The organism is Nocardioides cavernaquae (assembly GCF_003600895.1).
Classification (GTDB): Bacteria; Actinomycetota; Actinomycetes; order Propionibacteriales; family Nocardioidaceae; genus Nocardioides; species Nocardioides cavernaquae.
The window spans coordinates 2,914,832-2,939,679 of the sequence record NZ_QYRP01000002.1; the positions used below are offsets into that span (position 1 = coordinate 2,914,832).

General features: G+C 67.4%; 20 protein-coding genes. 9 read left to right on the plus strand and 11 right to left on the minus strand.

Annotated elements, in window-relative coordinates:
• Positions 1-28 precede the first annotated feature (28 nt).
• Positions 29-496, plus strand: coding sequence for an FxsA family protein (locus D4739_RS14035; protein WP_120061195.1), 468 nt, complete (start codon positions 29-31; stop codon positions 494-496).
• Positions 497-522: 26 nt separating this feature from the next.
• Here D4739_RS14035 and D4739_RS14040 read toward each other — a convergent pair whose 3' ends face one another.
• The 4 genes from D4739_RS14040 to D4739_RS14055 form a co-directional block, all read right to left on the minus strand.
• Positions 523-912 (minus strand): RNA polymerase-binding protein RbpA, encoded by a 390-nt coding sequence (locus tag D4739_RS14040; RefSeq protein ID WP_120061196.1) that lies wholly within the window; start codon positions 910-912, stop codon positions 523-525.
• Between the two features lie 188 nt (positions 913-1,100).
• Positions 1,101-2,468: an MFS transporter gene (locus D4739_RS14045; protein WP_120061197.1), complete on the minus strand. Its 1,368-nt coding sequence runs from the start codon at positions 2,466-2,468 to the stop codon at positions 1,101-1,103.
• The gene (locus D4739_RS14050) at positions 2,465-2,767 is read right to left on the minus strand and encodes a DUF1905 domain-containing protein (protein WP_120061198.1); all 303 of its coding nucleotides are present in this window, start codon (positions 2,765-2,767) and stop codon (positions 2,465-2,467) included. The genes D4739_RS14045 and D4739_RS14050 overlap by 4 nt, the downstream gene beginning before the upstream one ends.
• Positions 2,764-3,552 carry a glycerophosphodiester phosphodiesterase family protein gene (locus D4739_RS14055; protein ID WP_238473661.1) on the minus strand — a complete coding sequence of 263 codons (789 nt, stop codon included), beginning with the start codon at positions 3,550-3,552 and terminating at the stop codon, positions 2,764-2,766. The genes D4739_RS14050 and D4739_RS14055 overlap by 4 nt, the downstream gene beginning before the upstream one ends.
• Positions 3,553-3,601: 49 nt before the next feature.
• On the opposite strand from D4739_RS14055, the gene D4739_RS14060 reads away from it, so the two are divergent.
• Positions 3,602-3,868 carry a TFIIB-type zinc ribbon-containing protein gene (locus D4739_RS14060; protein WP_182920428.1) on the plus strand — a complete coding sequence of 89 codons (267 nt, stop codon included), beginning with the start codon at positions 3,602-3,604 and terminating at the stop codon, positions 3,866-3,868.
• Between the two features lie 40 nt (positions 3,869-3,908).
• Here the strand turns inward: D4739_RS14060 and D4739_RS14065 are convergent, their stop codons facing one another.
• On the minus strand, positions 3,909-5,435 hold the full coding sequence (locus D4739_RS14065; protein WP_120061201.1) for a UDP-N-acetylglucosamine 1-carboxyvinyltransferase: 1,527 nt from the start codon (positions 5,433-5,435) through the stop codon (positions 3,909-3,911).
• A 64-nt stretch (positions 5,436-5,499) separates the two neighbouring features.
• Here D4739_RS14065 and D4739_RS14070 point away from each other — a divergent pair, with 64 nt between their 5' ends.
• Both D4739_RS14070 and D4739_RS14075 read left to right on the plus strand, forming a co-directional pair.
• Positions 5,500-6,516 carry a zinc-dependent alcohol dehydrogenase family protein gene (locus D4739_RS14070; protein ID WP_120061202.1) on the plus strand — a complete coding sequence of 339 codons (1,017 nt, stop codon included), beginning with the start codon at positions 5,500-5,502 and terminating at the stop codon, positions 6,514-6,516.
• The gene (locus D4739_RS14075; RefSeq protein WP_238473662.1) at positions 6,513-6,974 is read left to right on the plus strand and encodes a GNAT family N-acetyltransferase; all 462 of its coding nucleotides are present in this window, start codon (positions 6,513-6,515) and stop codon (positions 6,972-6,974) included. Before D4739_RS14070 ends, D4739_RS14075 begins: the two co-directional genes overlap by 4 nt.
• Here D4739_RS14075 and D4739_RS14080 read toward each other — a convergent pair.
• The 3 genes from D4739_RS14080 to D4739_RS14085 form a co-directional block, all read right to left on the minus strand.
• On the minus strand, positions 6,955-8,496 hold the full coding sequence (locus tag D4739_RS14080; RefSeq protein ID WP_147384931.1) for a hypothetical protein: 1,542 nt from the start codon (positions 8,494-8,496) through the stop codon (positions 6,955-6,957). The two genes, D4739_RS14075 and D4739_RS14080, sit on opposite strands and share 20 nt — an antisense overlap.
• Positions 8,497-8,554: 58 nt before the next feature.
• A complete protein-coding gene (locus D4739_RS16945; protein WP_182920429.1) occupies positions 8,555-8,713 on the minus strand; it encodes a hypothetical protein in 159 nt (52 codons plus the stop codon).
• A gap of 106 nt (positions 8,714-8,819) precedes the next feature.
• Complete coding sequence (locus D4739_RS14085; RefSeq protein WP_220699298.1) at positions 8,820-9,320, minus strand: asparaginase domain-containing protein; 501 nt, start codon at positions 9,318-9,320, stop codon at positions 8,820-8,822.
• Between the two features lie 31 nt (positions 9,321-9,351).
• On the opposite strand from D4739_RS14085, the gene D4739_RS14090 reads away from it, so the two are divergent.
• The 4 genes from D4739_RS14090 (at position 9,352) to D4739_RS14105 (ending at position 20,999) form a co-directional block, all read left to right on the plus strand.
• Positions 9,352-11,694, plus strand: coding sequence for an ATP-binding cassette domain-containing protein (locus D4739_RS14090; protein WP_120061205.1), 2,343 nt, complete (start codon positions 9,352-9,354; stop codon positions 11,692-11,694).
• A gap of 84 nt (positions 11,695-11,778) precedes the next feature.
• Positions 11,779-13,173: a glycoside hydrolase domain-containing protein gene (locus tag D4739_RS14095; protein WP_120061206.1), complete on the plus strand. Its 1,395-nt coding sequence runs from the start codon at positions 11,779-11,781 to the stop codon at positions 13,171-13,173.
• Between the two features lie 369 nt (positions 13,174-13,542).
• Complete coding sequence (locus D4739_RS14100) at positions 13,543-19,920, plus strand: DNRLRE domain-containing protein (RefSeq protein WP_120061207.1); 6,378 nt, start codon at positions 13,543-13,545, stop codon at positions 19,918-19,920.
• A 683-nt stretch (positions 19,921-20,603) separates the two neighbouring features.
• Entirely contained in the window at positions 20,604-20,999 is a 396-nt protein-coding gene (locus tag D4739_RS14105) for a hypothetical protein (protein WP_147384933.1), read from the plus strand.
• Here D4739_RS14105 and D4739_RS14110 read toward each other — a convergent pair.
• The 3 genes from D4739_RS14110 to D4739_RS14120 all read right to left on the minus strand — a co-directional run bounded on the left by D4739_RS14110 (position 20,992) and on the right by D4739_RS14120 (position 23,870).
• Positions 20,992-22,092 (minus strand): hypothetical protein, encoded by a 1,101-nt coding sequence (locus tag D4739_RS14110; RefSeq protein ID WP_220699299.1) that lies wholly within the window; start codon positions 22,090-22,092, stop codon positions 20,992-20,994. The two genes, D4739_RS14105 and D4739_RS14110, sit on opposite strands and share 8 nt — an antisense overlap.
• A gap of 379 nt (positions 22,093-22,471) precedes the next feature.
• On the minus strand, positions 22,472-22,825 hold the full coding sequence (locus D4739_RS14115) for a helix-turn-helix domain-containing protein (protein ID WP_120061210.1): 354 nt from the start codon (positions 22,823-22,825) through the stop codon (positions 22,472-22,474).
• Entirely contained in the window at positions 22,818-23,870 is a 1,053-nt protein-coding gene (locus D4739_RS14120; protein WP_220699300.1) for a tyrosine-type recombinase/integrase, read from the minus strand. Before D4739_RS14120 ends, D4739_RS14115 begins: the two co-directional genes overlap by 8 nt.
• A 436-nt stretch (positions 23,871-24,306) precedes the next feature.
• Here D4739_RS14120 and D4739_RS14125 point away from each other — a divergent pair, with 436 nt between their 5' ends.
• Positions 24,307-24,837: a COG4315 family predicted lipoprotein gene (locus D4739_RS14125; RefSeq protein WP_120061212.1), complete on the plus strand. Its 531-nt coding sequence runs from the start codon at positions 24,307-24,309 to the stop codon at positions 24,835-24,837.
• Positions 24,838-24,848 lie beyond the last annotated feature (11 nt).

Consider the following 24,848-nt stretch of genomic DNA (forward strand, 5'->3'; position numbering starts at 1 on the left):
TGGCGCACCGGGCATGATGGGTCCCACGATGACGACCGTACGACGTGTGCCCGGCGGGCTGGTGGCCCTGCTCTTCTTCGGTGTGCCGCTGCTCGAGATCATCGTGCTGATCCAGGTGGGTCAGGCGATCGGCCCGTGGTGGACGATCCTGCTGCTGGTCGCAGACAGCGTCTTCGGCGCCTGGTTGATCAAGCACGAGGGGCGGCGCGCGTTGGCTGCGCTCAGCGGGTCGCTGAGTGCCGGGAAGATGCCTGCGCGTGAGCTCGCCGATGGTGCGCTGATCGTGCTCGGCGGCGCGCTGATGCTGTCGCCCGGCTTCGTGACAGACCTGTTCGGCATGCTCTGCATCCTGCCCATGACCCGTCCGCTCGCCCGGCGTGGCCTGAGCCGGTTCTTCGCGACCCAGCTGACGACCGGCACCTTCGGCCCGGACGTGCAACGACCCCGCCCGGATCCGTCGGGTGACGTGATCCAGGGCGAGGTCATCGGGGACTGACTGACGACTGAGTCGCCAGGACTGCGTCACGACTTTGCGGCTGCTCGGGACTTCCGTGCCGGGCGGTGCAGGTGCGCGGGGCCGATCTCGCCGCCGCGGAGCAGCTCGAGCCGCTCAGTGAGGATGTCCTCGAGCTCAGCGACGCTGCGTCGCTCCAGCAGCATGTCCCAGTGCGTGCGGACCGGCTTCTCGGCCTTCGCCTCGGGCAGGATGCCGCTCGCGCTCAGTGCGACCGCGCCGCAGCGCGGGCACTCCCAGTTGGCCGGGACGTCGGCCTCGACGGACATCGTGATCTCGAACGAGTGGCCCTGCGGACAGTTGTAGCCGACCTGCTGGCGTGCCGCGAACTCGATGCCACGCTCGTCCTCGAAGCTCTGGCCTCCGAGACGAGCTCCACGCAGTGTGCGCTCTGCCATTGCTACCTCCGGATGGTTTGTGGGCGTGTATCAGTGGGACGGGCGGGTGACGGAGCCATGACGCCGTCGAGTGCGGATGATTGCCAACCGATCGTTCCTGGTTCCTACCAACGTACGGGGCGACGCAAGCATTCCGCGCCCCTGCGCGACGGGCGTCACATCCACGGGCACCTTCCTACGGGCACCTCTTATTGGGCGGCCTCCCTGATGCCCCGGGCGGTGTCGACCCGCAGGAGCAGCGCACCGCCGACCACGAAGAACACCACCAGCGCGAAGATCGCCGGCCGGTAGGAGCCGGTGAACTGGTAGACCAGGCCGAAGGTGAGGGTGCCGAACCACGACGTGCCACGGTCGAGAGCGTGGTAGAAGCTGTAGAACTCAGCCTCACGTCCGCGGGGGATGAAGAGCGAGAAGTACGACCGGGCCAGGGCCTGGGTGCCTCCCTGGACCAGGCCGATGCCGACCGCGAGGGCGAGGAACGGCACCAGCGCCTTCTCCGGGACCACCAGTGCAACCGTCACGACCAGGATCCAGCCGAGCAGGCCGGTCAGGATCGCCCGCTTGGCGCCCCACCGGGCGGCAGCCTTCCCGAACGCGAGCGCTCCGGCGATCGCGACGAACTGGACCAGCAGGATGGTGCCGATCAGCACGGAGGTGGAGAAGCCGAGCTCCTTCTCGCCGTACGTCGATGCGCTGGCGATGACTGTCTGGATACCGTCGTTGAAGAACAGGTAGGCCAGCAGGAACGTCAGCGCGGTGGGATAGCGCGGCAGGTCCTTGAGGGTGATCCAGAGCTGGCCGAAGCTGGCGCGGACCAGACCGCCGCGCACGGGATCGGGGTGCTCGACCGGGTGGTTGGACAGCTTGAGGAACGGGATGACCGTGAACGCAGCCCACCACACGGCGGCCGAGAGCATCGAGATGCGGACCGCGAGGGCCTTGTCCAGGCCGAGGGACTCATGACCGAGGACGAGCCCCAGGTTGGCGACGAGGAGCAGTCCTCCGCCGAGGTATCCCCACGCCCAGCCACGCGACGAGACCCGGTCACGCTCGTGCTCCTCGGAGATCAGCGGAAGGATCGCGTCGTTGACGACGGTCGAGGCGCCCAGGCAGAGGTTCGCACCGATGACGGCGACCGCACCGATCTGCCAGTTGCCGCCCGCACAGAAGAAGAGCAGCGCTGCGAAGGCCGAACCGGTCCACGCAAGCCCGGCCAGCAGGCCCTTCTTGTTCGCCGTGCGGTCAGCGATCGCGCCCACCATCGGCAGCAGGAACGCCGAGAGCAGGGTCGAGAACGTGACCAGGTAGCTCGGCAGCGCACCGGGAGCGATCGAGAGGCCGAGCACCTGCAGGTCGGCGTCGCAGGAGCGGATGTCGGAGCCGACGTACCCGCACGCGGCCTGCTCGGCGACGCTGATCAGGTACGGCGCCAGCAGCACCGTTGCGATGGTCGTGACGTAGGCGGAGTTGGCCCAGTCGTACCAGTACCAGGCTCGCTGCTCACGCGCTCGGCCCAGGGGCCGGAGGTCCGCGATGCCGGATGCGCCTCGGGTCATGACAGGTCGTCCTCCAGCTCGAGGTCCAGGTGGACCGGGTCACCCGCCAGGAGGCCCTCGGCCTCCCGGACCTGCTTCTTCACGGGCAGGACATAGCTGCCCGAGGACTTGTCCGGGAAGACCGACGTCGCCCATCCCGTGGCTCCTGCACGCACCCTGACCCGGACCGAGCCGAAACCACGGGGCGCCGTGGGGCACTCCCTGATCTCGTCACCGATGTCCGCCGGCAACTGCACGAAGTGCCACGATCCCGGCTCCTCTCCCCACGCGAAGAGGTCTGCGGTGAACGACCAGGTCATGCCGCCCCCTGCCACAACCCGAGCTCGACCAGCACCTCACGCAGGACGTCCGTGCGGTCGGTGAAGATCCCGTCGACCCCGAGCGCCGCGAGCTCGCGGACCTCGTCGGCGTCGTCGACGGTCCAGACGTGGACCTCGACCCCGGCACGGCGGGCCTTGGCGATCAGGCGCGGCGTCACCACTCGGAGCCGGCCCCGCCGCATGGGCACCTGCAGTGCGATCGGGCGCCCTCGGGTGAGTCGGTGCGCGATGCGGCCCGTCGGCGCCAGGACGTACGCCGCGACCTCGAGCGGGTGGGCCGCGGTCCGCACCGTGCCCCTGCTGGCACGCCGGAAGGCCTTCAACGTGGCGGGGGAGAAGGATCCGACCAGCACCCGGTCCGCGAGCCGGCGCTCGGCGATGAACTCCGCGAGCGGCACCGCCGCCGCCGGCGACTTGATGTCGATGTTCAAGGACGCGTCCGGGAACGCCTCCACAAGCTCGGCAAGCGTCGGGATCGGCTCACGGCCGCCGACGAGCGCCACCTGCACCTCCGCGTAGCTCAGGTCGCAGAGGGCGCCGATGCCATCGGTGACCCGGTCCAGCAGGTTGTCGTGGAAGGCGATCAGGACGCCGTCGCGAGTGATGTGCACGTCGGTCTCGAGGTTCGTGTAGCCGAGTGCGACGGCATGCCGGAACGCCAGGAGGGTGTTCTCCAGGCCCTCGAGGTCCGGGTGCCTGGCACCGCCGCGATGCGCAAAGGCGATCATGATGCCCATCGTGGCGCAGATCGACCGGCGCGGCATCCGTCGACATGCTCAACCCGGAAGCCCGCGAAGGAGTAGGTTCTGGCCCATGGAGTCCGAGTCGTTGGCCTGTCCGCGTTGCGGGGCCGAGATGGTGGAGCGTGCCGTTGGCCGCGTTCCCGTGCAGAAGTGCCCTGAGGGGCACGGCGTGTTCCTGCAGCGCATCGATCTTGGGGCGCTCATCGACGCCGAGAAGGCGTGGCACGACTCCGACGGCCGGCACACGATGGCGATCCCGCGGATCACCGCGAGCATGACCTCCCCACCGCCGAAGCCCCCACGGGCTCCGGCGTGGGTGGCCACGCTGTTCGACTGAGCTGGCACCCGCGACCCAGATGTCGCGGGTGCCTCACACCTCAGATGTCGCGGAACGGCACGATGTTGGCGCCGAGCTCGTTGAGGCGTTCGGCAAGGTCCTCGTAGCCGCGGTGGATGACGTACGTCCCGCGCAGCACGCTCGTGCCCTTGGAAGCGAGCATCGCGAGCAGGATGACGACCGCGGGGCGCAGTGCCGGCGGGCAGACGATCTCCGCACCCGAGAAGTGCGTCGGGCCGTTGACGAGCACGCGGTGCGGGTCGAGCAGCTTCACGTTGCCGCCGAGCTTGGTGAGCTCGGTCAGGTAGATCGCGCGGTTCTCGTAGACCCAGTCGTGCAGGAGGGTCTGGCCCTCGGCCACTGCGGCGATGACCGCGAAGAACGGCAGGTTGTCGATGTTGAGGCCCGGGAACGGCAGTGGGTGGATCTTGTCCAGCGGCGCGCGCAGCTGCGACTTCTTCGTCGTGATGTCGACCAGGCGGGTGTGGCCGTTCTCGGCGACGTACTCGTCGGAGCGGGTGTAGTTGAACCCCATCTCCTCGAGCGTGGCCAGCTCGATCTCCATGAACTCGATCGGCACCCGGGTGATGGTGATCTCGGAGTTGGTCACGATGGCGGCGGCCAGCAGGGACATCGCCTCGATCGGGTCCTCGCTCGGGGCGTAGTCGACATCGACGTCGATTTCCGTCAGGCCGGTGACCGTGAGCGTGGTGGTGCCGACGCCCTCGACGGTGACACCCAGCTTCTGCAGGTAGAAGCAGAGGTCCTGGACCATGTAGTTGGAGGAAGCGTTGCGGATGATGGTGGTGCCGGGGTGCAGCGCGGCGGCCATCAACGCGTTCTCGGTGACGGTGTCGCCGCGCTCGGTGAGCACGATCGGGCGGGCCGGCTCCATCGCTCGGTTGACCGTCGCGTGGTAGCTGCCCTCGTTGGCCTTCACGTCGAGGCCGAAGGGGCGCAGCGCGGAGAGGTGCGGCTCGACGGTGCGCTCGCCGAGGTTGCAACCACCGGCGTACGGGAGGTCGAAGACCTCCTCGCGGTGCAGCAGCGGGCCCAGGAACATGATGATCGAGCGGGTACGACGCGCTGCGGTCTCGTCGATGTTGGCCAGGTCCAGGTGCGCCGGCGGGATGATCTCGAGGTCGTTGTCCTCGTTGATCCAGCGGGTCTGCACGCCGAGGCTCTCGAGCACCTCGAGCAGGCGGTTGACCTCTTCGATGCGCGCGACCTTGCGCAGCGTCGTGCGACCGCGGTTGAGCAGCGACGCGCACAGCAGCGCGACGCCGGCGTTCTTCGAGGTCTTCACGGCGATGCTGCCCGAAAGCGTCGTCGGACCTGTGACGCGCAGGTGCAGCGGACCGGTGCTGAGGGAGACGATCTCGGAGTCGAGAGCGCTGCCGATGCGGGCCAGCATCTCGAGCGAGAGGTTCTGGTGACCCTTCTCGATGCGGTTCACCGCCGACTGGCTGGTGTTGAGCAGATCGGCGAGCTGCTGCTGGGTGAGTCCGCGGTGTTTGCGGGCGTCGCGGATCAGGTTGCCGATGCGTCCGAGATAGTGCTCAGTCATGGTTCCAAGGTATCTCAGATATGAGATACGTCAATCCCGACCTGCCGGGTGGCAGGATCGGCACATGCGCGCGACGACCCTCCACGGACCCCAGGACATCCGCCTCAGCGAGGTGCCCGACCCGACCATCGAAGCCGACACCGACGCGATCGTGAAGGTCGTCGCCGGGTGCATCTGCGGGTCGGACCTCTGGCCGTACCGCGGCCTCAACGACATCGTTCCCGGCAACACGATCGGGCACGAGTGCGTGGGCGTCGTGGAGGAGGTCGGCTCGGCGGTCAGCTCCTTCCGGCCTGGCGACTTCGTCGTCGTGCCCTTCGACCACTGCGACAACACCTGCGTGCACTGCGCCGCAGGCATGCAGGCGGCCTGCACGCACCTCGGCTTCACGACCAGCGGTCAGGCGGAGTTCGCCCGGGTGAGCCAGGCCGAGGGCTCGCTGGTCAAGACCGACGGCATGCCGGACGCGGCGCTGATTCCGTCGTTGCTGGCACTCACGGACGTGATGGCGACTGGCTGGCACGCCGCGATCTCGGCCGGTGTCGGCCCGGGCAGCACGGCAGTCGTCGTCGGCGACGGTGCGGTCGGCCTCTGCGGCGTCCTCGCGGCGAAGCAGCTCGGCGCTGAGCGGATCATCGCGATGTCACGCCACGAACCGCGGCAGGCTGTTGCCCGCCGGTTCGGAGCAACGGACGTCGTCGCCGAGCGAGACAAGGAAGGTGTCGCCCGGATCATGGAGCTGACCGGGGGAGTGGGAGCCGACTCCGTCCTCGAGTGCGTCGGCACCGGCGACTCGATGAAGACCGCCTTCAAGATCGCGCGTCCCGGTTCCACCGTCGGGTTCGTCGGCGTGCCCCACGACGTGGTCCTGCCCGTCCAGGCCATGTTCGGCCGCAACATCGGGCTCGCCGGCGGCATGGCTCCGGTCCGGAAGTACCTCCCCGAGCTGCTCGAGCTGGTCACCACGGGTGCGATCGACCCGGGTCTCGTCTTCGACTCCACGCTTCCGCTGGACCAGGTGGCCGACGGCTACGCCGCGATGGACGAGCGCCGCGCGATCAAGGTGCTCCTGCAGCCGTGACCCTCACGATCCGCCCCGACGACCTGTCCGGCGACGCGGTGCAGGAGCTGCTTGCCGAGCACCTCGCCGACATGCACGCCACGTCGCCGCCGGAGTCCGTGCACCCCCTCGACCTCGACGGCCTGCGCGATGCTGCGGTCACCTTCTACGCCGCATGGCTCGACGACGTGCTGATGGGCTGTGGTGCGCTGAAGGAGCTCGGTGACGGGCACGCAGAGATCAAGTCCATGCGCACCTCGTCGCACGCGCGGGGGAGGGGAGTGGGCGGAGAGCTGCTGCTCTTCCTGCTCGCCGAGGCAGGTCGACGCGGGATCAGGCGGGTCAGCCTCGAGACTGGCGTCGAGCCCTATTTCGCTCCTGCCCGGCGGATGTATGCGCGCCATGGTTTCACCGAGTGCCCGCCGTTCGGCAGCTACCGCGTCGATCCGAACAGCGTCTTCATGACCAGGACTCTCTGAGGTCGATCCGGCAGGACGCCGGGCCCTGGTGGACGGCCCTGGTCACATCCGCCCGCAGGTAGATCCCCATGCCGCACGCTCGGCGCACGAGAACGTAGCGCTCCGCGAACACCTGCTCGAGGTGCGGCACGTCCAGCTGCCAGCCGGCGACTCGCTTCGTGACCACGATCCAGGTCGGGGCGTCCGGGCCGGAGAGCACCTCGTCGACCAGCTCGAACTGCGGATCGCGAACCCGGATCGGCAGCGTCCACAGGTAGGGATAGGGAGAGGTCAGGCCCGAGGCACGCACGATCGAAGGGTCGCCGTACAGGGCCATGACCGTGTCGCCGGGCTCGGCGGAGGCGCCGATGACGGCCCCCGCACCCGCCCCGGGTGCGTCGACCGGATCCAGGACCCGTGCCACGTTCGAACCGAGCGTGATGATCGCGAGGACGACAACCAGAGCGGTCCAGGCCCAGGGGCGCGGCCAGCGGAGCCCCGCGGGCACAGCCGCCACACCGATCCCGGCCAGGACGGCGATCGGCAGGATCGGCTGGACCAGGTAGTGCGACCAGTAGCCGCCGCCGAAGACGATGGCCACCGCGTCGTACGCGATCACAGCGACGAGCGCACCGATCACCGCGCGGTCGGGCGACATGCGGAGGCCACGCAGGCGCCAGGCGGCGTAGCCGAGGAGCGGAACCAGGCCGCCCGCGATGACGGCAACGGCCATCAGGAGCACGCGATCGTCGGTGTTGGGCTGCAGGCCAGCGGCGCTGCGCGCCTCGATGCGGAAGGTCAGCATTGCGTCGTACAGAGCGGACAGCGAGGTCCCGTGGGCCATCGCGAAACCGAGGACGGTGACGGCGACGAGGGTCGCGCCCAGCACGAATCCGAGCCAGGACTGCACGCGGGCGCGCGTGAGCGCACGCCCACGGAGCACCTCGAAGATCGCGACGAAGACGAAGACATCGATGAAGCTCTGCTTCACGAGCACGGCGGCAACCGCGGCCGCACCGGCGACGAGGCCACCCATGACCGTTTGCGACGGACGGATCCACGCCCACAGGCCCACCGCGACGAACGGGCCTGCGATGAGCTCGCCGTTCACCACCTCCGTGCCGTTGAGCGGTGTGGCCAGGAGCAGCGCCGCGGCAACCGCGGTGGCGGCGTACGCGCGCGGGCCCGCGACCCTGCGCGCCGCGAGGGCCGCAAAGAGTACGACGACGACCGCTGCTGCCGTTCCGAGCAGACGCAGCCCGACAGCGCCGCCCAGCAGGTCGCCCAGCCGGAAGAGGATCAGGAGGAGCGGGGGGCGATCGACCCAGTAGTCGCCGTAGAGCGCGCCGGCGGGGACCGATGTGACGGCGTGGCCCGCGGAGGTCAGCCAGTCACGGCCGAGGACCAGGAACCCGGCCTCGTCACGCGAGAGCGGGAGACGGAGGAAGGGAAGTCGCGAGGCGACCACGACCAGGATCGCAAGGAGGAGGGCGACCTGGGAACGGTCGCGGCTGACTGCCTGCCAGGGGCGGCGAAGGGACACGCCGCGAGCGTACGGGCGCTCGCGCACTGGCGGGTCCGATTGGCGCAGCCGGGGCCAGTCAGCTCGCTGCGGCAATCTCCGGCTCGCCGGGCATGGCCGGCGGGACGCAGCCGCAGAAATCGCTGCACGCGAGGAAACGATGGGCAGCATGGCCGCAGCGCGGGCAGGGCAGGTCGTGCGTCAGGTGAATGGTGTTGACGTCCACGGTGTCCCACATGACCGGCTCCTCGGCGGCTCCGAGCCAACCAGGAGGCTCGATGTGAGTGGAACGTCCGATGTGTCGGGCTGTGACGCGGTTTCCGGGAAAGATTCTGGACAGGCGTTCAGACGCGGTCGACGAACCGCCCACGCGCACGGTCCTTGGTGACCGCTCCGGCCGGAAAGACCCGCCCGCTCATCGCGATGTAGACCCCGGGGGAGAGGCTCTGGAGCGCCCCGAGGGCGAGCCCGACGTTGAAGGCCGCGTCGCTGTCGCGCATGCTTGCCGGCTGCATCGCACCGGTGAGTACGACGGTGCGCGCGACGTCCGGGTCGAGGTGGGCGATCAGGTGCTCCGCGGTGTAGGTCATCGTGTCGGTGCCGTGGGTGATCAGCACCTGTGCGGCGCCGAGTTCGGCGACCCGTGCCGTGATCGTCGCCCGGTCGGCGTCGGAGAAGTGCAGGCTGTCCTTGCCGATGATCGGCTCCACCACCACCTCGAGATCGGTGCCGGCGATCTCGAGCAGGTCGGTGACAGCCGGTGGGCCGATCTCGAGGTCACCCGTCAGCGCGTAGACCTTGTCGATCGTGCCGCCGGTGGCCAGCACGTGAATCGGGGACGTCATGCATCGCAGGCTAGCCGCTAGCGTTGCCGTCATGGATCAGCCTGCCGACAGCCACGATGTCATCCGCGTCCAGGGCGCACGTGTCAACAACCTCCGCGACGTCACCGTCGAGATCCCCAAGCGTCGCCTGACGGTCTTCACCGGTGTCTCCGGGTCGGGCAAGAGCTCGCTCGTCTTCGGGACTGTCGCCGCGGAGTCGCGCCGGCTGATTGACGAGACCTATTCCACCTTCGTGCAGGGGTTCATGCCGAACCTCCCGCGTCCCGACGTCGATGTCCTCGAGGGCCTGACGACGGCCATCCTCGTGGACCAGGAGCGGATCGGAGCCAACCCGCGTTCGACGCTCGGGACGGTGACCGACGCCAACGCGATGCTGCGCTCACTGTTCAGCCGGCTGGGGGAGCCCTACATCGGCGGGCCGACGGCATTCTCGTTCAACATCCCGACCACGAAGGTCGGCGGCGTCTCCATCACGGAGAGCGGGCAGAAGAACGTCATCCGCAACCAGGTCTACCTCGGTGGCATGTGCCCGGCCTGCGAGGGCCGCGGCACGGTCTCCGACCTCGACCTGAGCGCGATCATCGACGAGTCGAAGTCGCTGGAGGAGGGCGCGATCCTGGTGCCCGGCTACACCGCAGACGGCTGGCTGGTGGCCGCGTTCAAGGCCGTCGTCCCTTCGGACGTGCCGGTCGGCAAGCTCACCGACGAGCAGCGCCAGGACCTGCTTCACTCCGAGCCGCGGAAGGTCAAGGTCGACAAGATCAACATGACCTACGAGGGCCTGATCCCGAAGATCCGCAAGTCGATGTTCAGCAAGGACCCGGACTCCTTGCAGCCGCACATCAAGGCCTTCGTCGAGCGTGCTGCGGTCTTCGGGGAGTGCCCGACCTGCGACGGCACCCGGCTGAACGAGTCGGCACGCACGTCGAAGATCAAGGGGAAGGACATCGGCGACATCTGCCGTCTGCAGGTGACCGACGTCGCCGACTGGGTGCGCACCATCGACGACCCGCGGGTCGCCCCGCTGGTCGGTGCGCTGCTGCACCTGCTCGATGCGCTCACGGAGATCGGCCTCGGTTACCTCTCGCTCGATCGCCCGTCGGGGACACTGTCGGGCGGCGAGGCCCAGCGCACGAAGATGGTCCGTCACCTCGGCTCCGCGCTCACCGACGTCACCTACGTGTTCGACGAGCCGACGATCGGCCTGCACCCCCACGACATCGAGCGCATGAACAAGTTGCTCCTCGAGCTCCGCGACAAGGGAAACACCGTCCTCGTCGTCGAGCACAAGCCCGAGACCATCTCGATCGCCGACCATGTCGTCGACATGGGCCCGGGCGCCGGCACCGGAGGCGGCGAGGTGGTCTTCGAAGGGACGTACGCCGCGTTGTGCGGGGCCGACACCCACACCGGCCGCCACCTCGGCTACCGCGCGGCGCTGAAGTCGAGCGTCCGGGAGTCCACGGGAGTCCTGGAGATCCGGGGTGCCAGCTCGCACAACCTGCAGGACGTGGACGTCGACATCCCGCTCGGCGTGCTCACGGTCGTCACAGGTGTGGCCGGGTCGGGCAAGAGCTCGCTGATCCACGGTTCACTCGCCGGGCGCGAAGGCGTGATCACGGTCGACCAGGCTCCGATCAAGGGATCCCGCCGCAGCAACCCGGCGACGTACACAGGGCTGCTCGAGCCGATCCGCAAGGCATTCGCCAAGGCGTGCGGGGTCAAGCCGGCGCTCTTCAGCGCCAACTCGGAGGGCGCCTGCCCGACCTGCAACGGCGCCGGGGTGATCATCACCGAGCTCGGTTTCATGGACACGGTCTCGACGCCGTGCGAGGACTGCGGTGGCAAGCGCTTCCAGGCGTCGGTTCTCGAGCTGCGCATGGGCGGGCTCAACATCGCCGAGGTGCTGGACCTGCCGGTGACCGAGGCGTTGGCCTTCTTCTCCGCCGGCGAGGCGAAGACCCCGGCCGCGGCGCAGGTCCTGGCCCGGCTCGAGGACGTCGGGCTCGGCTACCTGCGCCTCGGTCAGCCCCTGAACACCTTGTCCGGCGGCGAGCGCCAGCGCGTGAAGCTTGCGATGAACATGAAGGACGCAGGTGGCATCTACATCCTCGATGAGCCCACCACCGGCCTTCACCTCGCCGATGTCGACAACCTGCTGCGGCTGCTCGACCGACTCGTGGACGCGGGCAAGACGGTCATCGTGATCGAGCACCACCAGGCCGTGATGGCACACGCAGACTGGATAGTCGACCTCGGACCGGGTGCCGGCCACGACGGGGGCCGCATCGTCTTCGAGGGCACGCCCAGTGACCTCGTCGCAGCTCGATCGACCGTCACGGGGGAGCACCTCGCCGACTACGTCGCGGGCTGAGCAGGCAATAGTCGCAATCGGCGACAATTCGGGGAGTGGCGTGCCTACGATCTGCGGGCCCCACTACCTCGTGATTGTCCGCCGATGCAGATCTACGGCCGCACCGTGCCCCGCACGGCCCCTGCCCTTCTCGCCCTGCTGATCCTCGTGACCGGCCTCGTCTCCATGTCGCCCTGGAGCCCGTCCGCCACGAACGGCGAGGCCACCGCGGCCAAGCCGGAACGCACGGGGGAGAAGCCCCGCCCATGGAACCGTCCAGCACCACCACGCCCGAAGGCACCCACCGGTTCCGCGTGGAGCGGCTACGCCTTCGACGCGTGCCGGGCGCCGAGCCAGCAGGTCATGGATCGCTGGCGGACTGCCTCCCCGTTCACCGGAGTGGGCATCTACCTGGGCGGGATCCACCGTGCGTGCGAGCAGCGCCACCTGACCCGTGCCTGGGTGGCGCGACAGGTACGTGCGAGCTGGAAGCTGCTGCCCATCTGGGTCGGACCGCAGGCGGCCTGCACGTCCTACGACCACCGGATCAGCGGCCGCCCAGGAGGCGGCTGGTACTCCCGGGCGCGCTCGGAGGGCAAGCGTGAAGCCACCCGCGCAGCCGCCACTGCACGCGGCCTCGGTATCGGGACGGGCGAAGTGGTCTTCTACGACATCGAGCCCTACGACACGCACAGCGCCAGCTGCCGCGACTCGTCGCTGGCGTTCCTCGAGGAGTGGACCAACGAGCTGCATCGCCGCGGGTACCGATCCGGTGTCTACTCACACGTCAAGGCGAGCATCGCGCAGCTCAGCCGGACCGGTCGCGGCTACGTCCGCCCCGACGCGGTCTGGTACGCGTGGATCGATCGCGTCGGTCACATGCCGCGCAAGTACGTCGCCGACCCGGCCTTCATGCGCACGAGCCGCGTCCACCAGTACGCGCTCGACCGTCGGGTGGAGTTCGGCGGCGTCCGTATGGACATCGACTGGGACTTCGTGAGCCTCGGAAGGACCGAGACACCCAGGTCGGCTGCGAGCTGCGACCAGCTCGCAGCGCGCGTGGGCACCACGAGCGTCGTCCACGGTGACCGTGGCCCGCACGTCCGCGCGCTACAATGTCTTGTGTCGGGCCAGCGCATTCACCCCCTCAAGACGAGCGGCCGGTACGACGCGGCGACGCGGGAGGCCGTGATCAGGTTCCAGACCCGCAGCGGACTGCGCGCCACCGGTGTCGTCGACCGGCCGACCTGGATCTCCCTGCTGGCGCGCGGCCACGCACCGGTGCTCAGCGCTGGATCCCGCGGCGGTTCCGTCCAGCGGCTGCAGCGCAGCCTCAATGCGGCCGTCACGCACGGACGCGTCCGGGTGGATGGACACTTCGGGCGCTCCACGGCACGCGCGGTGCGCCAGTACCGTCGAAACCTCGGATTGCCGCCGGCTGCGGTTGCGACAGAGCGCGTCTGGCGAGCTCTGGAACGTGGCCGCACCGTTCGACGGTAGATCTGGCGCCAGCGAGCGAAACCGCGACGCTTCTCGGGTTTCTGTGCGCGTCGCGATGCACTGGTAGCGACGGGAATTCATGGGCCGGGAGTTGCTCGGATATCCGCCCGCTCGCGGCCCCGACGGAGTGAACACGGCGCCTCGTCGAGCTTGTCGGCAGCTCGAGGTCGGCGGGCAAAATTGGCCTTCGCGTATGGAAGACGTAGCGGCTATCGCGCAGATCATCTTCCGGCAGCCAGACGTCATGGCAACGATCGTTGGGGTTGGTGCTGCACTCGCACTGCTGTCTTGGTTCGCGACGCGAGCTCGAGGGTCCGGGCCTCCGTCCGGTCCCACGACCCGCAGGCGGAGAAGACAATCCGTGACGCAATGGTCGACGTCGAGGCGGCCGAGGCGGGTTGGTGGGCCTCTGCTGTCCTCATCGATGTGACGAGTCATTGGAGATTTCTGCTTTTGCTTGCGGGCCGGCGCAAGGTCCGACAGTCTCAACGCGTCACAACAGTCGACGCGCTCGGGATCGTGTCCTCTCCATATCGGGGGTCTTGGGTGTTGGTTCGCTTCTCTGGTGCCGTGCGCGCCATCTCGCCAGTCGTGTCGACGGCGCTCGTGATCGGCGCATGCCAGGTGCTCGCAAGTTCGGCATCTCCCGCGACGGCGGCACCGGCCGCCGTCGCAATCGTTGCGGACCGCGGCGATCCGGTCTCGGCGATGTCGACGGCTCGGGCGCAGGGCAAGCGCGTGGAGGATCTCTCCCAGAGGACACCATCGACCGCGACCTACGCGACCCCGTCTGGATCGTGGATCACCGAGGCCTACTCAGGTCTGGTGCGGTCGAAGGTCGATGAGGACAAGTGGGTCGACATCGATCCGTCGATCAACTCTGCGGGCAAGGGCTTCGAACCGAAGGCCGTGCCGTTCGACGTGCTGTTCTCCGAGGGCCAGGATAAGAAGCTGGCCACCGTCTCGGCGGATGGCGGTGCGGCGTTGTCGGTCCAGTGGCCCAACACGCTGCCGACGGCGGAGCCGAAGGGCGACACCCTCACCTTCCCGAAAGCGGCCGGTGGCAGCGACCTGGTCGTGACCTCTCGCCCGGATGGCTTCAACTTCTCGGTCAAGCTCGACCAGGCCCCCGCCGCGGGCGCCGCACCGTTGAAGTACCAGGTGCCGCTGCATCTGGACAAGGGTCGGTTCCGGATCCACGACGACGGCTCGTTTGAAGTTCTGCAGGACGGCCATGTGGTGGCGGCAATGACTCCTCCGCTGATGTGGGATACGGCGAAGGACGCCGAGCGGGTCCCGGTCGCCGCGACTGTCGAGGGCGAGGGCGGCGACCGGGTACTGGTGTTGCGGCCCGACATGGCGTGGCTGACCGACCCGGCGCGCGTTGCACCGATCACGGTGGACCCGACGCTCACGCTGACGTCCACGGGTGACACGTGGGTGGAGTCGTTCCTGAATCCGCCGAGCCACGAGATCAGCCCGGAGTTGCAGGTCGGATCGAACAGTCTGGGCCTGAACGTAGCTCGGTCGTATGCGAACTTCGATATCTCGGGGTTGACCTCCAAGCCCGGCGCGGTGGTGTCGTCCGCCAGCCTGCAGCTGTCGAACTTCGAGACCGGCTCGTGTGCTGGTACCGCGATCCGGGTCTCGCAGGTGACCAGCTCGTGGTCGGTCCCCAACATCACCTACAGCAACCAGCCGACCACCACCGCGACCGGCTCGGCGACTTCGACGCAGTCGTTCGGCGCGTCCGGGTGCGGTACAGAGGGCACCGTCTCGTTCGACGCGAAGGCGATCGTGCAGGCGTGGCAGGGCGGCGCAGCCAACTACGGCGTCCAGATCAAGGCCGACAACGAATCGGCCAACACCGGGTGGCGCAAGTACCGGTCGCTGGAGAATGGCGATACCGCCAAGGCGCCGAAGCTGTCGATCACCTACAACACCCCTCCGGCGGTGCCGTCCTACAACCTGGTGACCCCTGCCGGCGCGGTGGGTTCGACGTTCTACACCCGGGAGACGAAGCCGACCTTCACCACCACCCCGACCGACCCGGACGGTGACCAGGTCACCGCGGAGTTGCGGATCCAGCAGGGCGGCTCGACGGTCCAGTCGTGGACCTCGGGTCAGGTTGCGTCCGGAGCGGGCCTGTCCCACGCGCTGGCGACGGCCCTTCATGAGGGCGCCTACGCCGCCAGCTGGCGGGTCAGCGACGGCTCACTGACCTCGGCGTGGTCGCCCGACCAGGCGTTCAACGTCGACGTGACCGCACCGGCGACGCCGGTGATGTCGTGCACCAACTATCCGAACAACTCCTGGCAGGACCCCCGTCCGGCGGCCACTACAACATGCACGGTCACAGCCTCGGCCGACTCCCAGTGGGCAGCTGTGCACGACGGACACGAATGGATCAATGTCCCCCCGCTGAACAACAACACCACGTCCTTTAGTTTCTCCGTACCCACGGACTCCACCTTCGGGTTCTGGGTCGTCGCCTCGGACGCGGCCGGCAACTGGGCGACCTCGACTTATACCTTCGGCGTCGGTGACGGTGGCTTCTACTCACCCGAGAACGGCGCACAGTTCGCTGGCCCGCTGCAGGTCAACGCCGGCGCGCCGTCGGGCGCGTATGCGGCGGTGCTGAACTGGCGCACCGCCGGCACCACGACCTGGACCCAGGCCACCCAGGTCAAGAAGGCGGGCGCGAACTGGACCGGCGGAGTGGACACCTCCGGCGCGATCTCCCGCACCGGCGACCTGATCTGGCAGGCCGACGCCGAGACCGGGATCACCTCCCCGGCAACCTTGGAGATCCAGGCCTGCTTCACCTACTGGACCGCACCGACCCAGCGATGCGGAAAGACCCGCCAGGTCACGCTGGTGCAGCACGCCTTCGGCGGCAGCTATCCGACCACGGAAGTCGGCCCCGCGTCTGTGGCGCTCATGACCGGCGAATACCAGACGTCCTCGACCGACGTCACCGTCCCCGGGTACCGGGACACCCTTTCCATCGGCCGGACCTTCCAGTCCCTCGGTGCCCCCGTCACCGCGGCCGAGTCGGTGTTCGGCCCCGGCTGGATCGCCAACCTGCAAGGCCCCAGCTGGGGCTTCGCCTCAGGACAGGTCGTGGACACCACCGCGACCGACGGCACCATCCAACTGCTCGACCCCTCTGGCGCAGCCTCGGTCTACAAGCTCGCCGGGCCCGCTGCCCAGGCCGTCGGCGTGTACACCGGGCAGGGCCCAACCGCCGGCGACAACGCCAAGCTCGAACTGAAGGGCGGAACCCCGAAGACGTTGGAGCTTACCGAAGCCGACGGCGTGATCACCACCTGGACCAACGTCGCCGGCACCAACAAGTGGAACGTCACCACCGTCGTCGACCCCTCCGCGGCACCGGCCACCACGTTCTCCTACAACGGTGACTACGTCACCGGCATCTACTCCGCACCCCCCGGCGTGACCTGTAACGCCACCACCCAGAGCCGCGGGTGCCGCGCCCTGCAGCTCAGCTACACCGGCACCGGTACTTCGACTCGTCTGACGCAGGTTGACCTGCGTACCTGGGACCCCAAGCCGGGCACCGACGGCTCCCCCACGGCAGCCGCGGGGATGGTCACGGTGCCTGTCGCGAAGTACTCCTACGACGCGAGCAACCGGTTGGCTTCGGTGTGGGATCCGCGCCTGGACTACGGCACCGGCGGCTCCTCCCACGTCGCCACCGGTTACGGCTACCAGACCATCGGTGGCCGTACCCAGCTCGCGTCGATCACCCCGGCAGGGGAGAAGACCTGGAACTTCACTCTCGACGGCACCACCGGCGTCTTTAAGGGAGCCACCCGGGAGCAAGACGCTGCGGTCGGCGGCACTGCCACCTGGGCGGTGAAGTACAACGTCGCGGTCTCCGGCGCCGGCCTGCCCGACCTCGCAGCAGATACTGCCAAGACCTGGGGCCAAAAGACCGTCCCCGCCACGGCCGCGGCGGTGTTCGGCCCCGACGCCCCCGGCACGACCGATTACACCTACGCCAACCTGACGTACTTCACGTCCGCCGGCGTCACCACCAACACCGCCAACTACGGTTCCGGCGAGTGGCTGATCGACACCATCGAGTACGACACACTCGACAACCCCGTCTGGTCCCTCTCCGCCGGTAACCGGGCGGCCCGACTCAAGGACAACTGGACTGGCAACCAGATCCGCGCCTGGGGCGGCGACACGCGCACCTACAGCGCTGACGGCACCCGCGTCGAAACCGACACTTCCCCGATCGCTTGGCTCACCAAGAAGGACGGCACCGGGATCGTCGGTGGACGCGTCACGCGCTATGACTACGACGACGAAGCCCCTGCTGGCGACATGCCCGGACGCCCTGCCGAGTGGACCGCCGACAGTTGGCCGCGGCACAACGTCCTGATCAAGGCCACCACCACCGTCGATGACGGATGGGGGGTAGCGGCCCACGACCCCGAAACCACCTGGTACCGCTACCAGCCCGTCGTCACCGGCGACGGCAGCGGCTGGACCCTGGGCCAGCCGACCCGCGTCTCCACCTCGCTCGGCGCCGGCTGGTCCACCAACCTGACCCGCTTCGACACCCAGGGCCGCACCATCGAAACCCGCACCCCACAAGGCGTCGCCACCGTTGACGGCACCGCCAACGACGCACGATCCCGGATCACCTCGTACTACACCGCCGACGCGACCGCCCCGGTCGCTGCGTGCCGCAACAAGCCCGAATGGATCGACGCCGTCTGCTCAGCGGGCCCTGCGGGTGGGACAGCGCCCACGACGACCACGGAAGGGTTCGACTACCTCGGATTGCCCACGCGCGCAGTCGAGACGACCGGTTCCACCCAGAGGATCACCGTCACCAGTACCGACCAGGCAGGGCGCACGACCAAGGTCGCGCTGACCACTGTGAACGCGCCGACGGGTCAGCAGGCAGTGCCCGACACGACCTTCTCATACGCGAATGCGACCGGCCGCCTGACCGGCACCACGGCTGGCGGAAGCACCGCGTCAACGACCTCTGATAGCTGGGGACGCATCGTCACTCAGACCGATGGAGCTGGCAACACCGCGACCAGCACCTACAACGCCGCCGGCCGCCCAGCGACATTCAATGACGGCAAGGGCACCTACACCTACACCTGGAACGGCACCGACGCCAACGGCAAGACCGAACGCCGCGGCCTGCTCACCGCTGTCAACGTCGGCCTTCCTGGCGGCCCGAGCGAGTTCAAGACCGGGTACGACCAAGCCGGCGCAGCCACCACGCTCGTCTACCCAAACGGGGTCTACCGCGCCACAACCTACGACGCCCTCGGCAACGAGGCCACCCGGGCGTACAACAAGGCCGACGGCACGAGCCTCCTGACCTGGCAGCAGTTCTTCGACCGCGACGGTCGCGTCCGCGCCAACCAGACGGTCGGGGTGACCCTCGAAAACTACGAATTCGACGGCCGAGGCCGACTGACCAAGGTCAAGGACAACGTCTGGGGCCAGTGCACCACCAGGGTCTACGACTTCAGCCTCGACTCCAACCGCAACAGCCTCACCAGCTACGCACCCGCAGCCGACGGCACCTGCTCCACCACAACCACCCCCACCGTCACCAACGGCACCTACGACGGTGACGACCGCAAAACCAATACCGGCTACGTCCACGACGCTCTCGGCCGGACGACCACCCTCCCGTCCGCGGACACCGACAAGCCCTCCGACGGCAACGTCACCGCGACGTACTACGCCAACGACCTCGTCGCAGGCCTCAACCGTCCCGGTGCCGCAGGCGGCGCGCAAGCCAAGACCTGGGGACTGGACGCACTCGGTCGCCTCGCTTCGATGTCCTCGACCACTGGTGGTGTCGAGCTCCGCAAGACCACCAGCCACTACGACGACAGCAGCGACTCCCCGGCCTGGATCAGTGAAGACACCCGCCCCAACGCACAGACCGCCTGGACAACGAACTGGACCCGCAACGTCCTCGACCCCACCGGCGCGCTCGGGCTCATCCAATCCTCCGACGGCACCAGCCGCATCCAGCTCGTCAACCCCCACGGCGACATCGTCTCCACCCTCAACAACGCCCCCACGATCATCGGCCTCGAGAACTACAACGAAGCCACCGAATACGGCGCACCCCGAACCCAGTTCCCCGCCCTCGGGCAGGCCTACACGTGGCTCGGATCACATCGCCGCTCCGGCGACGCCCTCGCCGGCCTCACCCTCATGGGCGTCCGCCTCTACGACCCTGCGTCGGGTCGATTTCTCAGTAGTGACCCCGTCTATGGTGGAAACGACAACGCGTATGCCTACCCGGCCGACCCAATTAACCAATTCGATACGACAGGCAAATGGTGTCGCTTCCAGGTAGGAACAACTTGTACGCGTTATGCCAAGGGTCCGTCCGGCCAGTCCATTCCAGTTCGCCATTGGGTTCGCGAGAAAGTTTGGAACAAGCACAATATTTCTTGGGAAACGATGAAGTTTGTCATTCGAAACATGTACTACCTGTTCCCCGGCGCAAATGGACGCGATAACTACGGGACCCAATTGCACCAAGTATCTTGCAGATGGATCGGGCGTTTCGCGAAACACTGCGAGCGCACAGGGGTCACCATGATGGTCAGAACGGTAATCGACTGGGGTGACAGTTCTGACGGGAAGACAATGGGGGTAGTGACAATGTATTGCCGCCGTGCGGGAACCGATCGCTGCCCTGACTGGGTGAACAACCTCGAATGATTGAGCGATGGAGGGGGGGGAATGGACCAGAACTTCAGCTATCCCTTGAAGGGTGGATGGTGGAAGATGGCACCTTTCCGGCGCCCAGGACGGGAGGTCAGCTTTCCGGAATACTCCTATGCCTGGAGACGGCAGGTGGACCGTCCGTGGAGATTGCTGGTGTCAAGTATTCGTTGACTCCCTACCTTTGGGTTTGTGAAATTCGGGGTCTCCCGGCCGTGGCCAGGCTCGACAAATACTCACAGCCGGGAGATTCCGTCAATGTGGCGGGTATCACCATTCTTCCGGCCGACTATTTCGGGCCGAATCTCGGCGCGCCTACCGTAACTGCACATGTATTGAGTGTGCGCCCGAGTTCTGTTGACGAACCACCACTTGAGTACGCGGTTGGCGCAGTCGTCCGCGTTGAATGACGCGCGACAAGCCTAACTGGCCGCCTGATGGCGCTGACCGAAAGGATCCGAAACGACGTGCTGGTCTGGAACTGAGTCGACAAGGAAATCCTCGAGAGCGTCGAGCCTGGCCGACAGTGCCAATATCGCGTCGCGGATCCGGCAGCCTTCGATCCTGAAACGTTCAGCTGCTCGGCTGCAGGGGCTGAGGACTCTGGCGTCTTCGCGCCCCCCGTCCGGAAAACTCCAACGCTGGGTGCGCCGACGGAGTTGCCCGCGATCGCTTCGCTCATGACAGTTGGATGTACAACAACGGCGCTGTGCACCACGAATATCGTCTCGCGGGACCTGCGAACGCCGACGCTGCAAACCCCGGAGGCTCTCGCAGCCGATCCACGGTCGCTGGTGGTGCACCCGGCGACGTACCTGACCGTGAGCTTCAATCCCGGGGTGGACAAGTTCGACGTCCCGACCGATCCCGCTTACAGCAATATTGCGACTGTTGATGTCAACGGCGTCATGGGCAAACTGACGGCTTCGACGAACGGCCCAGGCGTGATTCGCCGTGACTGGGTCGACGTGACTGGGACTTACCAGGTGGTGATGGTTGACCGACTCCAGACTTCAGACGGCCAAGTGGCCTTTTCGGCGCAGCAGATCCTTGCCGTGGGCCGCAGCGTCAGGTGACTTCGGGCGGGCGGCGCCCCGGTGCGCCCACGGACTTGATGGAGGCGATGTACTCCGAATAGACCGCGGCAGAACCGATTGCGTGACGTTCGATCGTGGTCGTGCTGTACCCCAGTGCGTCGGCGACGATCGGGACCGGTCCGAGCTTGGTGAGCTCGTGCAGCGTGCCGAGTCGCGCGGCACGCGTGGCGAAGAGTGCTTTGAGGCTGATGCGGAGGCTTGAGCCGGTGATATGCCGGCCGGGGGAGTAGCCCCGAAAGACCCAGTTGTCCCTTGGATGGGCAGCGGTCAGCACCGGAGCGGCGGCGAGTTCTCGGAACGGTCCGTCTAAGGGGGAGGGGAGTGCGAATGTCGTCTTGCCGAGGCTGACGGTGACGACCTCATTCACGATGGCGATGTCGCCCCAGGTCAGTTTGATGACGTCCTCGATCTGTTGGGCGAAGACGATGACGAGAATCGCAGCCGCGCGATCGCGCGCGCTCAGCTCATTGGTGTGGACGACGCGCTCGACGGCGTCGTCCTGCGCCGGCTTCGAGAACTTGGGGCTGGTTCCGCGGCGATGCGCAGGTACCTGAAGGTCAGGTCGGACCAGGCGCGACTTGACGGCCCAGGGCAGGAACCGGTCGAGGAACTTGCGGGTGCTCGGTCCGTCGGCAATCCAGGCGTCGACGTGCTCCTGTGCGATCTCGTCGAGCCGGAGCGTGTGGTCGTCGAGCCAGTTGAGGAACTCGATCGCGACAGTGACGCTCTGCTTGGACCGTAGGTAGGTGCCGTCTGGGACGCTCGTCATCTCGTTCATCCGGCGTTGGTGGTACCAGCGGACGTAGCGGCGGATCACGTCGCGGTGTTCGTCGCTCTGCAGTCGGGCGAGTGCGGCGGCAGCCCATTGGCCGTATCGAATCGCGCGCTCGTCCCGCGCGGGCAGGACGTCGTGCTCGACCATGAGCCCTCGGACGTAGCTCCGGGTGCGGTCGACACCCGGCAGATCGTCGAGGGCCTCGTGGCTGATGGACGGTGCGGCAGCAAGCGCGCGGAGGAATCCGTCGACGTGCCCCTGTTGGATCCAGGTCACGCCGCTGTTTGCGCGCTTCATCGCCTTCAGCGCATCGGCAAGTGGGGCCAGTTCGGGCCGGACGCCACCTGTCTCTGGGTGTGCAAGAACATTGTCGACCCGAAGGGCGAGTTCGCAGTGCCAGCAGCGATCGCCGCGGTAGAGCTCGTCTTCGCGGCCGCAGGTCGCGCAGTCGACGTTCAGCTTGACTCCCGAACACGGCCGACACGCCGGGGCGTTGTCGAGCCGACCGGGCAGCACGCCTTCGTGGCCGCAGGCGCACGTTCCGCGTGTGCGCTTGGCCTGCTGGTAGCAGTAGCCGCAGATGTCACCGTCGGGCCACTTGGCCGAAACGGGGTAGTGGCCCTTGCAGCGGGCGCAGGGGAGTGGCCACCGTTCGGGGTTGCCCGGCTTACGTGGCCTAGCCATCCTCGTGGTCCGGAACGATCCGCACCCGACGCGCGATTGGATTGCCCGGCTGGACGCCGAGGTCCTCAGGCCGTCGAGGAGCGTTCGCCGTCTTCGCGGCCCGAACCTCGACGACGACCTCGAGCAACTCGCCGATCTCGCAATCGAGGATGTCGCACAGCGCAGCGATCGTGCGCCCGGAAAAGCGCTCCGGTGTTCCGGTCACCAGTCGATAGACCTGGCTCTCGGAGAGGTTGATGCCGCGCGACCGAAGCAGCGGAAGGAGTTCGGTGCTCTTCCACAGACCGCGTTGCGCCATGAGGGTGCGCAGGTTCCAGCGATAGCCCATGCGGCGTTGCTCAGCCATCTGTCCGTGCCTCCTCAGGTCGAGCGATCCGTCGGGCGATCATCTTCTGGATCGTCTTCTGCTTGAAGTCATCCCCGACAGAGGTGTAGACGCTGGTCACCGAAGCGTAGGCGTGCCCAGCCTGGGTCTGGACGAACGCCGGGTCGTAGCCAGCTTCGATCAGGTGGGTGATGTAGGAGTGCCGCAGGCAGTGCAGCCCGAGCTCCTTGGGGAGTCCGACCGCGTCGCGAGCCGCAGCGAAGGAGTCACCAAGGCTCCCGAGAGTGATCCGGTCAGCACGTTCACTGGGCCACAGCGCCGCCGATCGCTCAGCAGTGGGGAAGAGGCCGCGGCCGCCTTCATGAATCCAGAACTTGAGCAGGTCCACGACCCACTCGAACTCGGGAACCGTAAGCACAGTGCGCCGCCGCGGACCAGATCCGGCCGTGCCCTTGGCCCACCGGATCGTCACCGCGCCGAACTCGCCGTACGCAGGCACGTGCGGGTTCGGACCGAAGTCGTGCACGTCGAGCATCGAGACTTCACGTCGCCGCAGGCCGTACGCGTAACAGAGCTTGAAGGCGATCGAGTCGCGCAGTGCGGGCAGCCACCGCTTCGATCCGGCGGCGTGCTCGCGGTCTACCAGGTCGTCCATGTAGTCGAAGATGCTCTGCAGCTCCTTCTGCGTGAACGCCCGGCGGCCAGGCGGCACAGCGTCATCGGTCGTGTGCCTCGGGGTGTTCCACTCAAAGGAAATCTGGGCAGGAACGTCGCCAAACGTCTTCTCACAGAACTCAATCCACCCGTAGGTCGGTGAAGAAACGTACGAGCAGAACATCGCGATCGCGTTGCTGTCGCTTCGAAGCGTGTTCAGGCTGATCGGCTTGGCACCGGACCGTCGCTCAGCCATGTAGTCGTCGAGATCGACGGCCTGCCATGTCCACGGAAACTTGCCGCCGAACACCTGAAAGCGGCGCAGCGTCCCGCAGCGGCCCTCGATGGTCTGGGTCGTGAGGCCGCGGGCGAGCATCTGCGCCTTCCAGCCGTCGAGCATCGCGTCGAACACACGGTCATCGGCACGGAACAGGCCAACTTCGCCGTCACGAAGGACCCGAGGAACAAACCCAGGAATACCTTGCATCCCGCACCTAGCGTCCGTGGAAACCTGCATCTAATGCAGGAAACATACGCCGACCTGCAGCAACAACGGAAGAGGCGACGTGTACTCGGTGTGCACCGATGCCTCAAAACCACGGATGACCTGCGAGAACACACGCGACCACCGGAACGGGAGTTCCCGCATCTGTTTCAACTCCCGTTGTTTTTGTGCCGATAATGGACATTATGTCAGTCACAACGTGGATCTACGCCCTCCTACTGACCGGCTCGAGAACCCGCGTCCGGAGGCCTGATCGAGCACGAGCGCCCCACTGCATGCGCGATGATCGAAGACGAGCGACCCAGCCAGCCGCCTCAGCGGCGAACGAGACAGGAGAACCGGCATGCGAACAACCCGACGTCTTCGCGCCGCCAGTGTCGTCGTACTCGTTCTCGTCAGCGCGAGCTGCGGGACCGACGACAACGGCGCCGAGCGCGGCAGCACTCCGACATCACAGTCTCCGTCGACGTCGAAGTCCGGGGTGACCGAGACTCCGGGCTCGGACGCGCCCACGACGAGCGGCACGACGATCACCACAGCGACCAGCGAGTTCGGTGACGTGCTCTGGGGGCCGGACCGGCAGGTCGTCTACATCTGGGAGAAGGAACCGTCAGGCACAGCCGAGTGCTACGACGACTGCGCTGTCGCCTGGCCCCCGGTGCTGACAACGGGTGACCCGGTCGCTGCCGGCGCGGTGAACGCAGAACTGCTCGGCACCACCACGCGGCGGGACGGCTCCATGCAGGTCACGTACAACGGCCACCCGCTCTACTACTACGCGCACGAGGGTCCCGGCGAGGTCAAGTGCCACGACATCTCCACGCATGGAGGGTTGTGGTGGGTCATCACGCCGGCCGGCGAGCGAGCCGAGTGACCGCTACAGTC